Here is a 16129-nt window from a genome sequence, read left to right on the forward strand (position 1 = left end):
ACGGCCCCGCAGGTCGAAGTCTGCGGGGCCGTTCGTCGAGCGGAAGTGTCTAGAGCGCGGCGTACACCTCGCGGAGCAGCGCGGCAGTCTCGGACGGCGTCTTGCCGACCTTGACACCGGCGGCCTCGAGGGCCTCCTTCTTCGCCTGAGCGGTACCGGCGGAGCCGGAAACGATGGCGCCGGCGTGACCCATGGTCTTGCCCTCGGGAGCCGTGAAGCCAGCGACGTAGCCGACGACCGGCTTCGTGACGTTCGACTTGATGAAGTCGGCCGCCCGCTCTTCGGCGTCGCCGCCGATCTCGCCGATCATCACGATCGCCTTGGTCTCAGGGTCGGCCTCGAACGCGGCGAGCGCGTCGATGTGCGTCGTGCCGATGATCGGGTCGCCGCCGATGCCGATGGCTGTCGAGAAGCCGAGATCGCGCAGCTCGTACATCATCTGGTAGGTCAGCGTGCCCGACTTCGACACGAGGCCGATCGGCCCCTTGCCGGTGATGTTCGCGGGCGTGATGCCGACGAGCGACTCACCGGGACTGATGATGCCGGGGCAGTTCGGCCCGATGATGCGGGTCGTGTTGCCCTTCTCCTTGGCGTACGCCCAGAACTCGGCCGAATCGCCGACGGGAACGCCCTCGGTGATGATCACGAGGAGCGGGATCTCGGCGTCGATGGCCTCGACCACGGCGTCTTTCGTGAACGCCGGAGGAACGAAGGCGATGGAGACATCCGCCCCCGTCTGTGCGATGGCCTCGGCGACCGTGGCGAAGACGGGCAGCTCGACCGAGTTGCCGTCTTTGTCGGGGTGCAGCACCGTGGTGCCGGCCTTGCGGGCGTTCACGCCGCCGACCACCTGGGTGCCCGCCGCGAGCATGCGCGCCGTGTGCTTGGAGCCCTCGCCGCCGGTGATGCCCTGGACGATGACCTTGGAGTCCTTGTTGAGGAAGATAGTCATTCTTCGATTCCCTAACTACGCGGCGTTCGCCAGCTCGGCGGCCTTGTCGGCGCCCTGGTCCATGTTCTCGGCGAGGGTGACGAGCGGGTGCGCCGCCTCCTCGAGGATGCGGCGACCCTCGACGACGTTGTTGCCGTCGAGACGCACGACGAGCGGCTTGTTCGCCGTGGAGCCGAGCTCGGCGAGCGCGCCGACGATGCCCTTCGCTACCTGGTCGCACGCGGTGATGCCGCCGAAGACGTTCACGAAGACGCTCTTGACCTGCGGGTCGCCGAGGATGATGCCGAGGCCGTTGGCCATGACCTCTGCCGAGGCGCCGCCGCCGATGTCGAGGAAGTTGGCGGGCTTGACGCCGCCGTGGTTCTCGCCCGCGTAGGCGACGACGTCGAGCGTCGACATGACGAGGCCCGCGCCGTTGCCGATGATGCCGACCTCGCCGTCGAGCTTGACGTAGTTGAGGTCGAGCGCCTTCGCGGCGGCCTCGAGCGGGTCCGCGGCGTCTTTGTCTTCGAGGAGCGCGTGGCCGGCGTGACGGAACTCGGCGTTCTCGTCGAGGGTGACCTTGCCATCGAGTGCGATGACGTTACCGTCTTCGTCGAGGATCAGCGGGTTGACCTCGACGAGGGTCGCGTCTTCGCCCTTATAGACCTCGTAGAGCTTCACGAAGACATCGGCGACCTTGTCGACGAGCTCGGCCGGGAAGTTCGCGGCGACCGCGATCTCGCGGGCCTTCGCCGCATCGATGCCGGCGATCGGGTCGACCTCGACGCGAGCGAGCGCCTCGGGCTTCTCGACGGCGAGCACCTCGATCTCCATGCCGCCCTCGACGCTCGTGAGCGAGAGGTAGGAGCGGTTCGCCCGGTCGAGCAGCACGGAGAAGTAGAACTCCTGCGCGATGCGTGCGCCACCGGCGACCATGACGCGCTTGACGACGTGGCCCTTGATGTCGAGGCCGAGAATCGCCTTCGCGGCCTCGTAGGCCTCGTCGGGGGTCTTCGCGACCTTGACGCCGCCGGCCTTGCCGCGGCCGCCGGTCTTCACCTGGGCTTTGACGACTACGACGCCGCCGAGCTGCTCGGCCGCCGCACGTACTTCATCGGGGGTGTCGGCGACGATGCCCGGGAGCACCGGGACCCCGTATCGCTCGAACAGGTCTCTGGCCTGGTACTCGTAAAGATCCACGCTCTACTTCCAATCGGTCCGCACGCGCGAAAGCGCACAGGGGCTGGTGGGTGTCGGCCCGACGCGCCGAAGAATCTCGACGTCAAGATAAGTGGGCCATGTTCCATGCTACTCCCCCCGTTCGGCGCGGCCGAACCGGCTCTGCCCGGCCCGCCGGCCCGAGCGCACACACTCGTGCAGTCGCCTCGGACGGTGGAAGACTGGCGAGATGACGGCCGCCGGAGAACCGATCCACCGCACCGACCCGCACGACGGCTCGGTGCACGCGAAGCTCAATTGGCTGCGCGCCGGAGTGCTCGGCGCGAACGACGGCATCGTCTCGGTCGCCGCGCTCGTCGTCGGCGTCGCGGCCGCCACCGACGACGTCGGCCCGGTGCTCGTCGCCGGAGTCGCCGCGGTGGTCGCCGGTGCCATCTCGATGGGCCTCGGCGAGTACGTCTCCGTCTCGAGCCAACGAGACTCCGAACGCGCACTCATCGCGAAGGAGCGATGGGAGCTCGAGACCATGCCGCAGCAGGAGCTCGCCGAGCTGGCGGGGCTCTACCGGGCGAAGGGGCTCTCCGCCGAGACCGCCGACACGGTGGCCCGTGAACTCACCACGCACGACGCTCTCGCCGCGCACCTCGAGGTCGAGCTCCACATCGACCAGACCGACGTCGTGAACCCATGGCATGCGGCCGGGGCATCCGCTCTCTCATTCCTCGTCGGCGCCGTGCTGCCGATGCTCGCGATCCTGCTGCCACCGCCGGAGTGGCGGATCCCGACGACCTTCGTCGCTGTCGTCGTCGCGCTCGCCATCACCGGTTGGCTGAGCGCCTGGATCGGCGGCAGCCCCGTGCTCCGCGCGATCCTCCGCGTCACGATCGGCGGCGCGCTCGCGCTGCTCGTCACATGGGCGATCGGCGCCGCACTCGGGGTCGCCGTGTAGTCGTGATCGCACCGGCGGGCCGCCAATCGGTGCGCGCCGTCGAGCCCACGCATCGCGCCCGCACCCCGCACTCACGCCGAGTGCGGGCCGAGATGGGGGAACTCGTCGAGTGAGAACACGAAGTCGACCGGCACGTCGAAGTACCGGGCGATGCGAAGCGCGAGATGCAGGCTCGGATTGAACTCGCCCCGTTCGAGGTATCCGATCGTCTGGTAATGCACCCCGAGCGCGCCGGCGAGTTCGCGACGCGAGATGCGACGATCGGCACGCAGCATCGCCACCCGGTTGTGCACCTGTTCCGACCGACCGTGGTCACGACCGGCGGGCGTGCTCATGCGCGCTGCAGGGCGGCTTGGCGCCGGGCTTCGATGCCCGCGACGGTCTCGCGCCTGGCCACCCGACGGATGAGGATCGGAGAGATCAGGAGGCCCGCGATCGCCCAGGCGGAGACCACCGCGAAGGCGAGCAGCAACCGCCACGACCCGTCGATCTCGAGGCTCGCGAACTCGTCGGGGAGGAACGCGCTGCGAAGCCCCAGACCAACCCAGTAGAGCGGCGTCGCCTGGCCGATCGCCTGCGCCCACGACGGCATGCTCGCGAGCGGCTGGATGAGGCCGGAGAACCATGCGAGCGCACCCACGGCGAGGATGCCCCACCCACCGACCATGCGGGGATTGCGGAAGATCGCCCCGAGCACGAACCCGAGGGTCGTCAACGCGACGAATCCGACGACGAGGATTCCCGCGACGACGGCGATATCGGCCCAGTCGAGCCCGAGGCTCGAACCGAGCAGGATCGCCGCGGCGACGAGTGTGATGCCGACGTTCGTCACGAACTCGGCCAGCGTCTTCGCAGTGATGCCGGTCACATAGGCGAGCACACCCGTCGGCAGCGATCGCGCTCGAAGGAGTGTGCCGTCTTCACGTTCGGTCGCGACCACAGCGGCGAGGCTATAGCACGCGACGAAGACGAGCTGGATGGTCAGGATGCTCCCGACGATGAACGAGGCGGCCGGCAGTCCCGGCACGATCTCGGCGTCGCGGTTCAACCACAGCACGACCACCACGATGACGATGCCGACGCCGATGTACGACGCTTCGCTCGGCGTGCGGAGCGAAATGCCGAACTCGGTGAGCCCCCTGCGGATGCCCGCCCGCACGGCCGATGCGGTCGCGCTCACGATGCCACTCCCCTCTCGCCGGCCGTCACTCCGACCGGGTCGGCCTCCCGTTTCGCAACCATGGCGAGGTACGTCTCTTCGAGGGTCTGCGACCGAATCTGCAGTTCGGTGATCTCGACGCCCGGGCGTGCGAGCAGCTCTCGCACGAACGGCACGGGATCGGCCGCGCTGTGCACCTGGAACATGCCGTCTTCGCGCCAGGTGACCTCGCTCGCGCCGGCAACGGCGGAGGCGAGCTCGACGGCACTCCCGTTCGCCACGATGCGACCGCCGTCGAGGATGAGGATACGGTCGGCCATCTTCTCTGCTTCGGCGAGATCGTGGGTCGTGAACAGCACGGTCGTGCGATCGAAATCGCTCAGGCGGTGGATGAGTTCGTGGAACTCGTGCCGGGCGATCGGATCGAAGCCGGTCGTGGGCTCGTCGAGGACGAGCAGCTCTGGATGTCCGACCAGTCCGATCGCGACGTCGAGACGCCGACGCTGGCCACCCGACAGCGACCGCACACGCGCGGTGCGGTGTTCGGCGAGTCCCACCATGTCGAGCAGCTCATCCACCTCGTACGGCCCCGACCGGCCGGCTTCGACGAAGGGCAGGTACAGCGAACGGAACTGGCGGAGGAGCTCCCCGACCGGCCACCGGCCGTGGTCGCGCCACGATTGGAGGACCACGCCGATGCGTGCCCGCCATGCCTCACCGGCGTGAAAGGGATCTTCGCCGAAGACGAGCACCGTGCCGTCGTCTCGGGCACGAAACCCCTCGAGCACCTCGATCGTCGTCGTCTTTCCGGCGCCGTTCGGTCCGAGCAGCGCGACGACCTCGCCGCGATGCACGTCGAGATCGACGCCGTCGAGCACGACGTGGGATCCGTACTGCATTCGCAGTCCGTGCACTTCGATGACCGCATCAACGGATGCCACGTGACTCACCTCTCCCCACCGTCGAAGGCGTGCGTAATGTAGTAGAGATACTACATTCAGGCCGACGAGTACTTCAAGCCGCGGGCGCAATCCGTCGCGCGACGCCGATCAGCCGATGCGACCGAGCGCTGCTGCCGCGTAGAAGAGCGCCGCGACGGTCTCGCCGTCGGTGATCTCGCCGTCGCGCACCATGCGCACGGCCTCGCGCCACGGCACCGCCTGCAGGCGGCCGATGCCCTCTTCGGCCTGAGAGTCGGCAACGGATGCCACGTGGCGCAGGCCCGTCGCGAGGTAGACGACCTCACGGGCGCGGCAGATGCCGTTCAGGGCGGTCATGCGTCCGATCTCGCGCCACTCGGCCGCCTCGTGGCCGGTCTCCTCGAGCAACTCGCGGCGAGCGGCCGAGAGCGGGCTCTCACCGTCGGTGCCACCCGCCGGCACCTCGACTGATTCGCCGACCGTGTGCCGGTCGATCGTGACGAGGAGCACCTCGTCGTCGTCGGTCATCGCGACGACGAACACGGCGTCGTTTCTGAGTTCGACGACCCCGTAGATGCCGTCGCGACCGTCGGGACGCACGACCTCGTCTTCGGTGACGGTGATCCACGGGTTCTCGTACACCGTGCGTCGGGCGCGGGTCGTCCAGGTCATGGTTCCTCCTTCGGTCGGATGCTCGGTGTGGCGGCGGTCGGCGGTGGCATCGGCACGCGCTCGACGAAGCCTCGGGCGAGGAGCACCGCCACGACGCCGATCACCGCGCCGACGACGGTCTCGATCAATCGGTCACCGAGCAGCACCGGCAGCGACGTCGAGCCGGCGAGGCTCGCGACCACGAGTGCGAGCGGCGTGACGAAGACGAGCGCAGCCCCGTAGTGCCGACCCACGAGGATCTCGGCGGCGAACTGGCAGATCGCAATGACGATGACGAGCACCCAGATCGGCGGATCGGGCCAGAGCACGAGCCCGGTGACGCCGACGCCGACGGCCGTGCCGATGACCCGGTGCCACGCGCGCTGCACGGTGTGGGCGGACCTCGCCGGAGGAATCACGGCGACGGCGCTGACCACAGCCCAGTACGGGTGGCCGATGCCGAGCAACACGGCGATGCCGCCGGCGACGAGGGCCGCGACGACGCTCTGCACCACGTTCAGCCACACCCGGGGGTCGGCGTACGCCCGCACCCGAACCGGCGTCGTGCGAGGCAGCGACTTGAAGATCTGCTCCCCGCGGGTGCGCACGGCGCGGCGCAAGAGCCATCCCGACATCGCAAGCAGCCACGCGAACGTCGCCGCGGCCGCGGCGACGCCCCAGCGGAGCCATCCGCTGCCGTCGTCGACGGGCTGGGCCGCGCAGACGAGCACGGCGAAGACCGCGAACAACGGCCCCGACGGCGTGACCCCGAGCGTATTGAAGAGCACGATCACGAGGGCGATCACCGCGGCGAGCGCGGCGGCCTCGACTGCGAGCGGCGCCTCGGCGACCGACAGCAGAATGCCGACGCCCACCGCACCGAGCTGCACCGCCCCTGCGGCCGTGACCGTGCGCAACCGTGTGCGGTACGGCTCGCTGCGCCCGAAGATCGCGGTCATTCCGCCGAATGCGGCGTACGCGGCGAGATCGACGCGGCCGAGCACGACGAGCACGGTGAGCGGGATGCCCGCCGCGAGGGCCGCCCGGAACGCCACCTCGAGGTCGAGTGCGCGCAGCGAACGCAGTCGCGCGACGAGCCCCTCCGGCCGGTGCGATGCGCGCGAGTCCGGCATCGCTCAGAGCTTCTCGATGGGCGCGATCTTGATGAGGAGCTTCTTCTGCCCTGCGGTGTCGAAACTGACGTGCGCGATGCGCTTCGTGCCCTCGCCCGTGACCTGGGTGACCTTGCCCTCGCCGAAGTCGACGTGGCGGATACGGTCCCCGACCTCGAGCGTGAGGTCGCCGTTGTCGCGCACCGTGCCGGTGACCCGATTAGCCCACTCCGTCTTCGGCTTGTCGGACTTCGTCACGCTGAACCGCTCGAGGTCGCGGTCGCGCGTACCCCACGCCCCGCCAGGAGCACCGCGACGGGCGTTGAGCGCGCGCGGCTGCGTGCCACCGCGCGACGTCGCCATGCCCGGCGACTGGCGCCAGTCGATGAGGCCCTCGGGGATCTCCTGCAGATAGCGCGACGGCATCGCCACCGCGACCTCGCCGAACTGCGCCCGGCTCATCGCGAGCGAGAGATACAGCCGCTTGCGGGCACGCGTGATGCCCACGTAGAAGAGCCGTCGCTCTTCAGCGGGCCCACCCGGTTCGGAGGCCGACATCTGGTGCGGCAGCAGGCCCTCTTCGATGCCGGTGAGGAACACCGCGTGGTACTCGAGACCCTTCGCCGTGTGCAGCGTCATGAGCGAGACGGTGCCGGATGCGTCGTCGAGCTCGTCGGCCGCAGCCACGAGCGAGACCTGGGTGAGGAAGTCGACGAGCGTGGCCCCGGGGTTCTCACGGTCGAAGTCGCGCGTCTGCGCGACGAGTTCTTCGACGTTCTCGGCGCGGGTCTCGTCTTGCGGGTCGCGGCTGTTGCGGAGCGCGTCGAGCAGACCCGAATGCTCCATGAGGTACACGAGCACATCGGAGACCTTCGCCGCACCCACGTTCGTGTCGGCGGCTCCTTCGCTGGTTGAGCCTGTCGAAACCGGCACGAGCATCGCGGCGGCCTCGTCGAGCACCTTCGCGAGCGCCGAGATCGCGCCCGTCACCTTCGGACCGAGGCCGAGCCCGTCGGCAGCGCGTATCGCCTGCCGGAACGTCAGCCCGTTGTGCTCGGCGAACGTGGCGAGTGCTGTCTCGGTCGCCGGCCCGATGCCGCGCTTCGGGGTGTTCAGGATGCGGCGGAGTGCGAGCTCGTCGACGGGGTTGGCAACCGCGATCAGGTAGGCCATCGCGTCTTTGATCTCGGCGCGCTCGTAGAACTTGGTGCCGCCGACGACGCGGTACGGCACTGCCGATCGCACGAAGATCTCTTCCAACGCGCGGGTCTGCGCGTTGGTGCGGTAGAAGACGGCGATGTCGCGATAGGCGACGCCCTCGCGGTGCAGCGACTCGATCTCGTCGGCGATGAACTGGGCCTCGTCGTGCGCGGTGTAGCCCGTGTAGCCCGTGATCTGCGCGCCATCGCCGTCGGCCGTCCAGAGCTTCTTCTCTTTACGGTCGAAGTTGTTCGCGATCACGGCGTTCGCCGCCGAGAGAATGTTCTGGGTCGAACGGTAGTTCTGCTCGAGCAGCACGACCTTCGCCCCGGGGAAGTCGCGCTCGAACTCCGAGATGTTGCGAATGTCGGCCCCTCGGAATGCGTAGATCGACTGGTCGGAGTCGCCGACGACCGTGAGGCTTGCGCCGGGGATCGCCCCCGAGGCATCCGTCAGCCCTCTCACCAGGATGCCGTTGCTGTCGAGTTCTTCGACGAGCTCGCGCGCGACGGGCCTCGTCAGCTCGTGGATGAGCGAGTACTGCGCGTGGTTCGTGTCTTGGTACTCGTCGACGAGGATGTGCCGGAACCGGCGCTGGTAGAGGGCGGCGACCTTCGGGAAGGCCCGGAAGAGATACACCGTCTCGGCGATCAGATCGTCGAAGTCGAACGCGCTCGCCGCGCGCAGCCGCCGCGTGTACTGGCGGAAGATCTCGAGGAACATGACCTCTTGCGGGTCGTTCATGTTCGCGTTGCGCGCGTGCGTCTCTGCGTCGGCGAGTTCGTTCTTCAGCTTCGAGATCTTGGCCTGCGCACTCGCGGGCGTGAAGCCCATGGTGTCGGCCGCGAGCTCTTTGATGATGCGCTTGAGAATCGTGCGCTGGTCGGCGGAGTCGTAGATCGTGAACGTCGACGACATGCCGATCGACTCGGCCTCGCGGCGCAGGATGCGCACGCACGCTGAGTGGAAGGTCGAGATCCACATGCCCGACGCGCTTTCGCCGAGCAGCGCCTGGACGCGCTCGCGCATCTCGGCCGCGGCCTTGTTGGTGAACGTGATCGCGAGGATCTGGCTCGGCCACGCCTCGCGGCTCTCGATGAGGCTCGCGATGCGGTGCGTGAGCACGCGTGTCTTGCCCGAGCCTGCGCCCGCGACGATGAGCAGTGCAGGCCCGCGGTACTCGACGGCTTCGCGCTGTTCGGGGTTCAGCCCGTCGGTCAATCGGGAGCCGGAGTGGCCTTCGGATGTCGCGGGCTGGGCCTCGCGCCAGCCGGCCGGTTCGTCGGGGTCGAGGATCAGCGTCATATCCCTTCAAGTGTAGGCGCGACGGCCGACATCACTCCTCGGGCGTCGGGCTCGTGGTGACCGTCTCGACGCCCTGGACTCCCGGCCCGACCCCTCGACGAACATCCTCAGAATGTCGTAACATTTGCGCACCCCCAGCGAAGGACGATGATGACCGAACGCTCCGAGATGCCCCCTGCCCCCGCCACCCCGCCCTGGCGGTACGCCATCGGCATGTTCGGCACCTCGATCCCGATCAACATGATCAAGGGGTCGATGATCCTCTACTACGTCGACATCCTCGGCCTCGATGTGCGCGTGTATGCGGGCGTCATGATCGTGTACGCCGTGATCGACGCCGTCGACAACCCCGTGCTCGGCCACCTCTCCGACCGCACTCGCACCCGGTGGGGACGCCGCCGCCCGTGGCTCGTCATCGGCGCGCCGCTCCTCGCCGCGAGCATGATCGCGTTCTTCTCCGCCCCCGACTCGCTCGACGGCATCGGACTCGTGCTCTGGTTCGCGGTGTTCGCGATCCTCTGCGAGGCGTTCGACTCGATGCTGAACGCGAACTACGGGGCCCTGCTGCCCGAACTCTTCCCCCGCGAGCGCACCCGTTCGATGGCGAACTCGTTGCGGCAGGGCTTCCAGCTCGTCGCGCTCGTCGTCTCGCTCGCGGTGACGCCGCTGTTGACCACCTCGGTGTTCGGCACCGAGGAGACGACGGTCGGCTTCACGACGACGGCGATCATCTATGGCGCGATCGCCACGATCGTCATCCTCTTCATGGCGTTCAGCGCGAAGGAGAACCCTCGCTACGCCGAAGCCCAGCGCTCGCGCTTCTTCCCGACGCTCCTCACGATCATCCGCAACCCGAAGTTCTGGTCGATCGGTGTGGCTGGCGCCTGCTACGCGAGCGCCATGGCGCTCGTGCTCGCGGGACTCCAGCTGTTCGTGCGCTATTCCCTCGGTCTGCCCGTCGCGAACGCGCTCTACCTCCAGGCCACCGTGATCCTCTGCTCTGCGGGCGGCCTCGTGGTCTGGACGCGCGTGATCCGACGCAAGGGCGCTGCGTTCGCGTGGCGCCTCGCCTTCGTGATCCTCGCGCTCAGCTTCATTCCCCTCTTCTTCGCCGTCGACCTCGTCACGGCACTCCTCGCGGGCCTCGTCGTCGGCGCAGGCTACTCGGGCATGCTCGCCACGAACGATCTCATCGTGGCGCGAGTGCTCGACGATGATGCCCGTCGGCACGGCCAGCATCGCGAGGGCCTCTTCCTCTCGGCGTTCGGGTTCTTCGGTCGGCTCAACGGCATCATCACGGGCCTCGCACTCGCCTCGCTCGGCATCTTCTTCGGCTACAACTCGGGTGACGATCCGGGCACCCAGCCGGATGTCGCGTACCGCGTGTACCTCTGCGTCTACCCCTTCATCCTCTGCGTCATCGGGGCGATCCTCGCCCGCTTCATCCGGGTTCCCGAGGGGCTCTCCGAAGCCGAGGCCGACGGCGGCACGACCCTCGCGTCGGTGCGCGCCGCCGCAGCAGACGACGAGACGGCGCAATGACCCGACGACTCGTGCTCACCGCCGACGACCTGGGGCGCGAGCCTGAGAGCGCCGTCGAGATCGCACGCCTCGCCGCCGAGGGCGCCATCACAGCGACGACGGTCATCGTCGTCGCCCCCGGTGCGCAGGCGGCGGCGACCGCGGTCGCCGCCGCAGGGGTCGTCCCGCGCCTGCACGCGACGCTTTCGAGCGAGCGCGGCCTCGCCGGATGGCGGCCGATCGAAGCCGCCGCCTCACTCGTCTCGGGCGACGGCATGCTGCCGTTCGATCCCGACGAAGTGGGCACCCGGGCCGTCCCCGGCGAGGTCGCCACCGAGCTCGGCGCACAACTCCAGCGGTTGCTCGACTGGGGCATCCGACCGCTCGCCCTCGACTCGCATGCCGGCACGCTCTACGGACTCACCGGACGCTCGTTCACGGGCGAGGCCCTCGAACTCGCGGCGCGCCACCGACTGGGGTTCCGGCTCCCGCGCGACCCGACGCTCTACATCGGCGGCGCCCTACCCGCCGAAACGGCGGCAGCGCACGCCACGGCGGTGGCTGCCGCTGACGCACTCGGCGTGCCGATTCCCGCAGCGATCGCGACGAACCGCAGCTCTGCGGCGCAACTCGGCGGCTACGACGCACTCCTCGACGGCTATCTCCGCATCCTCTCCGCACTGCCCGAGGGTACGAGCGAGGTCTTCATGCACCCAGCGCCCGAGCACGCGGTCGCCGGCCCCGACGGCATCGTCCGCGCATGGGAGCTCGCACTGCTCCGCGACGATCGGTTCCGTGCGGCGATCGACGCGGAGGGCATCGAGCTCGTCGAGGCGTGGTGAACCGTCAGACCGTCGCAGCCCGACGTGCCTCGAGTCCGAGGTCGGGCTGGTCGACGAACACCCCGTCGACACCCATGCGCATGACCTCGACGAACTCGCCGAGCCAATCGCCGTAGGCCGCACGGGCGGTGCCGCGCCGGAACGGAGCCGACAGGAACCGGTTCTCGGGGCGCAAGGTCCAGGTGTAGATCTCGAGGCCCGCGGCGTGCGCCGCATCGACGAGGTCGGCCCCCGCGAGCGGCCGACTCGAGGCATCCGCAGCCCGCTTCACGCGAGCCCCGCCGACGAGCCGCGCCTTGCCGACGCTCACCCCGTCGAATCTCCCGGTGAGTCCCAGCAGTCCAGCCTCGGTCACGAACGAGTCGTAGCGGGGCGCAGCTCGGCCCTGCTCGAGCACGAGATCCCACGGCGCACCCGCGCCCTCGATGAGGAACACCCGCTTGCCCCGGATGCCGCGTGCCCCGAGCCGGTCGAGCAGAGTCGGCTCGAACGCCTCCATGATGAGCCGCTCATCGCCGCGGCCCCAGCCTGCCGTGTCGAGTTCGCCTGCGAAGAGCTCGTCGAGCGGGAGCCCCAGCGCATCGAAATGCGCGGCGTGCTTGAACTCGGCGACCATCCGCAGCAGCCGCCGCTGCTCCCCCGCGGCGACGTCGATGAGCTCGAAGAGCTCGCGCAGCCGGATGATCGGGAATCGCCCGTCGAAGCTCGCGCTCGCCTGACGGAGCGAGCCGAGGCGCTCCCGCGCACGCAGTGTGGCGAGTTCGGCCCACGTGAAGTCTTCAGTGAACCAGCCGGTGAGGGCCGTGCCGTCGATCTCGCGCGTGGTGCGGCGACCGGCGAATTCAGGGCGGCTCGCGACATCCGTGGTGCCCGAGATCTCGTTCTCGTGTCGCAGCACCAGCACGCCGTCGCGCGTCGCGACGATGTCGGGCTCGACCGCGTCGGCGCCGAGCGCGAACGCGAGTTCGTAGGCCGAGCGAGTGTGCTCTGGGCGGTAGCCCGGTGCGCCACGGTGACCGATCACGAGAGGGCGCGAAGTCTCGTCGTGCAGCATGTGATCCAGCGTAGTCAGGGCACGCGACGAAAACCGCGGGAATTCCGCGAGAACTCAAGGCGTTGTCACCGGTAACTCGGGTAGGTTTGTTCTGGCAACGGATGCCACGTGCAGCCGCCGCCCGAGCAAGACCACAGCCGAAAGCAGAGGAAACCCATGGCTCTCGACAACCCCGCCTTCGCGCGGAACTCCGCGTTCTCCGCCAAGGGAGGCGTGGCCGCGCCAGACATCTCGGCACAGCAGCTGCAAGAGATGTACAACCAGCCCGCCACCCCGCCCGCCGGCGAGACCATGGCGGTCGACACCACGATCCAGAAGGCGGCCGTCTCGTTCGGCCTGCTGCTCGTCGGTGCCGCGCTCGGCTGGGTCACGACCGAGGCCGTCCCGTTCCTCTGGATCGGCGCCGGCATCATCGGCTTCGTGCTCGCTCTCGTCAACATCTTCAAGAAGGAGCCGTCGCCGGCCCTCATCCTCGCTTACGCGGGCGTGCAGGGCGTCTTCGTCGGCGGCATCTCGTCGTGGTACGAGACGGCGTTCGGCGGCGGCATCGTCGCACAGGCCGTCATCGCAACCCTCGTCGTCGTCGGCGTGACGCTCGCGCTCTTCGCCTCGGGCAAGATCCGCGCGTCGAAGAAGGCGACGAAGATCTTCCTCATCGCGATGGTCGGCTACGCGGTCTTCTCGCTCGTGAACTTCGGGCTCATGATCTTCGGTGCGACCGATGACGCGTTCGGGCTGCGTTCCGTGCCGATCATGGGCATCCCGCTCGGTCTGATCCTCGGCGTGCTCGTCGTCATCATGGCGGCCTACTCGCTCGTGCTCGACTTCGACTTCATCCAGCAGGGCGTGCGCAACCGCGCCCCGAAGAAGTACGAGTGGTCGGGTGTCTTCGGCATCATGGTCACGGTCATCTGGCTGTACCTCGAGATCCTGCGCATGCTCGCGATCGCCCAATCCGGCGACTGACGTACGCGCAACGCCTCTTTGAACGGCCGCCCTCGGGCGGCCGTTCGTCGTTTCGGGCGCAGGTCGGCTCAGATGCCGAGCGTCGCGACCGCGGCGCGGATCGCATCGGCCGAGGCCCGCAGCAGCAGTTGCTCTTCGGGCGACAACGGCGTCTCGGCGACGGGCACTGCGCCGTCGCCTCCGACCACGCTCGGCAGCGGCAGGGCGACGTGCGCAGGCAACGGATTCTCGAGGATGCGCACGTTCGTGCCTGCAAGCGCAAGCCGCGGCTGCCCGGGCTGCTGATTCGCCCCCGCGGTGACGATGATGAGGTGCGAGCCCTCAACGACGCCGAGGTCGGCCACCGCTCACGGACGATCCCGTGAACTGCGCCCGTGCGCGAGCTCGAGCACCTCGGCATCGACCTCCTCGCGCAAAGTCGTGCAGTGCGACCTCGTTCACCGCACCAGGGATGAGGGCCGCATAGGCCAGACTCGTACCGACACTGCCGGCTCCGACCGCGGTGTTCTCGGCGACCGTCAGTGAGCCTTCCTTCCACGCTGCGCACGGGCGACAGTCGTCACTACGAGAACCAGGCCGGATCAAGCGGGTCGGGTCGAGTGAGACCGCCGATTCGGCTCGTCGGCGGCTTCATCGTCCCAGCGCGCGGAGCAGACTGAGAACGCCTGGTGAGTGCGAGTCACATGAGCGCTTCGGATCGGGCTTCCCTCGGCGGCCCGGATGTGGTCAAATCATCCTCGAGCCCCTAGCCAAGTTGCGCGCGACGAAGCCGGGCGACCAACCCGAACTCGCCCGGAGACCCTTTTGCCCACTTCCCCAGCCCGGCGCGTTTCTGCGTGCCTCCATTCATTCCTTCGCCGTATCCGCGTACCGATGATCGTCGCATTCACTGCGGTGCTCGCTTTGGTTGCACCTGTCGCGGCGAACGCCACGGGCGTGGACATGATCGCTTCCGCTGACGAGAGGAACGCCAGCGTGTCAGGAGTGATCACGGGCGTCGATGGTTCACCGGCGGGCGGCGTGGGCGTCTTCCTCACCAGGGTGGACGTGTACGACTACTGGAGCAATCGGGTAGTTGATACGGACTTCTACGGCTCGTATTCTTTCACCGGTCTGCCAGCTGGGACCTACACGCTCCGATTCTCGTGCATCTGGAGGTTCTGTTCCGCTCCGTTCGAAGAAGAGTGGTGGAAGGATCGCCCCGACGCTGCCACGGCCGACCGCTTCACGGTCGCACCGGGCGAGCAGCTCACCGGCTTGGAGGCGGAACTCTCCTCGGGCTCGAAGATCGCGGGCGTTGCCGTGGGAATCGACGGATCCCCCCTCGCAGATGTCGGCATCCGGCTCTACAACGTGGACGGGGAAACGTTCACTCCGTCGGGCTCGCGCCAGACAGACACGACGGGAGCCTTTCTCTTCGACGGGCTCAAGCCAGGTGCGTACGCTTTGGAGTTCGTCCCGCCGTGGGAATCGAACCACCTCCGAACCTGGTGGGATGGGAGCGCCGACCAAGCCGAGGCCGTCACATTCGAAGTTGCGCAGGATGAACAACTAACGGGAATGCGCGCGAAGCTCCGACCGGGCGCGGTGGTGACAGGGGTCCTCATGGATGCCGACGGCAGCCCGCTGGGCGGGCACGTCGTCGAGTTGCTTCGGGCGAATGGTGGTAGATGGGATCGACCTTCCGGAATGAGAACGTTTGCCGACGGCCACTACACGTTCAGTGGGCTGGAGCCGGGCACGTACTCGCTCTACTACTGGAAGGGCGGTGCCGACGAACGCGAGTTCATCGGGGAGTACTGGCTCGACAAGCCCGACGGCAGCGTCGCCGATGCCTTCGAGCTGTCCCAAGGTCAAGTGCGCAACGGAATGGATGCACAGTTATCGACACGCCGCGTCGAGATCCCCGATCCGTCGTTGAGCACGTTCTCTCCGCTCGTTGGGGTGCCTGTAGTCGCGGAGATCTCCTCCCCCACCCCCGGCGCTGAGTTTGCGTTCCAGTGGTTCACGAACCGGACGCCCATTGAGGGCGCAACCAGCCGCAGCTTCGTCCCGAGCGGTGAACATTTCGGGCAGGATCTCAGTGTGCGAGTGATCGCTACGGCTCCAGGGTATGCGCCGGTACTCTGGGAGTCCTATGATGCGGGTCCTGTGCGCGAGACTATCCGTATCTTCGGCGCCGACCGCTATGCAGTCTCAGTCGCCATCTCCCAGTCGCAGTTCACCCCGGGCGTCCCCGTCGCATACATCGCCAGCGGCATGAACTACGCCGACGCACTCTCCGGCGCACCCGTCGCCGGCATCACCGGCGGCCCCATGCTCCTGACCAACCCCAAC

General features: G+C 68.2%; 15 protein-coding genes. 5 read left to right on the top strand and 10 right to left on the bottom strand.

Annotated features, from left to right (window positions below; all coding sequences use genetic code 11):
• Nucleotides 1–49: 49 nt before the first annotated feature.
• The gene (sucD, locus tag AC1C2U_RS16800) at nt 50–952 is read right to left on the bottom strand and encodes a succinate--CoA ligase subunit alpha (protein WP_495362917.1); all 903 of its coding nucleotides are present in this window, start codon (nt 950–952) and stop codon (nt 50–52) included.
• 15 nt (nt 953–967) lie between these two features.
• Nucleotides 968–2134, bottom strand: coding sequence for an ADP-forming succinate--CoA ligase subunit beta (gene sucC, locus AC1C2U_RS16805; RefSeq protein WP_495362918.1), 1167 nt, complete (start codon nt 2132–2134; stop codon nt 968–970).
• A gap of 208 nt (nt 2135–2342) precedes the next feature.
• Here sucC and AC1C2U_RS16810 point away from each other — a divergent pair, with 208 nt between their 5' ends.
• Nucleotides 2343–3062, top strand: coding sequence for a VIT1/CCC1 transporter family protein (locus AC1C2U_RS16810; RefSeq protein ID WP_495362919.1), 720 nt, complete (start codon nt 2343–2345; stop codon nt 3060–3062).
• A 71-nt stretch (nt 3063–3133) separates the two neighbouring features.
• Here AC1C2U_RS16810 and AC1C2U_RS16815 read toward each other — a convergent pair whose 3' ends face one another.
• The 6 genes from AC1C2U_RS16815 to AC1C2U_RS16840 form a co-directional block, all read right to left on the bottom strand.
• Entirely contained in the window at nt 3134–3397 is a 264-nt protein-coding gene (locus AC1C2U_RS16815; protein WP_495362920.1) for a helix-turn-helix transcriptional regulator, read from the bottom strand.
• Nucleotides 3394–4242, bottom strand: coding sequence for an ABC transporter permease (locus AC1C2U_RS16820; protein WP_495362921.1), 849 nt, complete (start codon nt 4240–4242; stop codon nt 3394–3396). Before AC1C2U_RS16820 ends, AC1C2U_RS16815 begins: the two co-directional genes overlap by 4 nt.
• Nucleotides 4239–5162, bottom strand: a complete 924-nt coding sequence (locus AC1C2U_RS16825; protein WP_495362922.1) for an ABC transporter ATP-binding protein — start codon at nt 5160–5162, stop codon at nt 4239–4241. The genes AC1C2U_RS16820 and AC1C2U_RS16825 overlap by 4 nt, the downstream gene beginning before the upstream one ends.
• A 108-nt stretch (nt 5163–5270) precedes the next feature.
• Nucleotides 5271–5813 (bottom strand): NUDIX domain-containing protein, encoded by a 543-nt coding sequence (locus tag AC1C2U_RS16830; protein WP_495362923.1) that lies wholly within the window; start codon nt 5811–5813, stop codon nt 5271–5273.
• Complete coding sequence (locus AC1C2U_RS16835) at nt 5810–6925, bottom strand: FUSC family protein (RefSeq protein WP_495362924.1); 1116 nt, start codon at nt 6923–6925, stop codon at nt 5810–5812. Before AC1C2U_RS16835 ends, AC1C2U_RS16830 begins: the two co-directional genes overlap by 4 nt.
• A 3-nt stretch (nt 6926–6928) precedes the next feature.
• Nucleotides 6929–9409 carry an ATP-dependent helicase gene (locus AC1C2U_RS16840; RefSeq protein WP_495362925.1) on the bottom strand — a complete coding sequence of 827 codons (2481 nt, stop codon included), beginning with the start codon at nt 9407–9409 and terminating at the stop codon, nt 6929–6931.
• Nucleotides 9410–9559: 150 nt separating this feature from the next.
• Between AC1C2U_RS16840 and AC1C2U_RS16845 the strand changes: the two genes are divergently transcribed.
• Nucleotides 9560–10951 carry an MFS transporter gene (locus tag AC1C2U_RS16845; protein WP_495362926.1) on the top strand — a complete coding sequence of 464 codons (1392 nt, stop codon included), beginning with the start codon at nt 9560–9562 and terminating at the stop codon, nt 10949–10951.
• Entirely contained in the window at nt 10948–11772 is an 825-nt protein-coding gene (locus AC1C2U_RS16850) for a ChbG/HpnK family deacetylase (protein ID WP_495362927.1), read from the top strand. Before AC1C2U_RS16845 ends, AC1C2U_RS16850 begins: the two co-directional genes overlap by 4 nt.
• Before the next feature lie 4 nt (nt 11773–11776).
• Here AC1C2U_RS16850 and AC1C2U_RS16855 read toward each other — a convergent pair whose 3' ends face one another.
• Nucleotides 11777–12826: a glycerophosphodiester phosphodiesterase family protein gene (locus tag AC1C2U_RS16855; RefSeq protein ID WP_495362928.1), complete on the bottom strand. Its 1050-nt coding sequence runs from the start codon at nt 12824–12826 to the stop codon at nt 11777–11779.
• A 156-nt stretch (nt 12827–12982) separates the two neighbouring features.
• Here AC1C2U_RS16855 and AC1C2U_RS16860 point away from each other — a divergent pair, with 156 nt between their 5' ends.
• Nucleotides 12983–13792 carry a Bax inhibitor-1/YccA family protein gene (locus tag AC1C2U_RS16860; RefSeq protein WP_495362929.1) on the top strand — a complete coding sequence of 270 codons (810 nt, stop codon included), beginning with the start codon at nt 12983–12985 and terminating at the stop codon, nt 13790–13792.
• A gap of 68 nt (nt 13793–13860) precedes the next feature.
• Here the strand turns inward: AC1C2U_RS16860 and AC1C2U_RS16865 are convergent, their stop codons facing one another.
• A complete protein-coding gene (locus tag AC1C2U_RS16865; protein ID WP_495362930.1) occupies nt 13861–14136 on the bottom strand; it encodes a lactate/malate family dehydrogenase in 276 nt (91 codons plus the stop codon).
• A gap of 529 nt (nt 14137–14665) precedes the next feature.
• On the opposite strand from AC1C2U_RS16865, the gene AC1C2U_RS16870 reads away from it, so the two are divergent.
• Nucleotides 14666–16129, top strand: a 1464-nt coding sequence (locus tag AC1C2U_RS16870; RefSeq protein ID WP_495362931.1) for a carboxypeptidase regulatory-like domain-containing protein, incomplete at its 3' end; no start/stop codon positions are given.

The sequence above is a fragment of the Agromyces sp. Y575 genome (assembly GCF_059445445.1).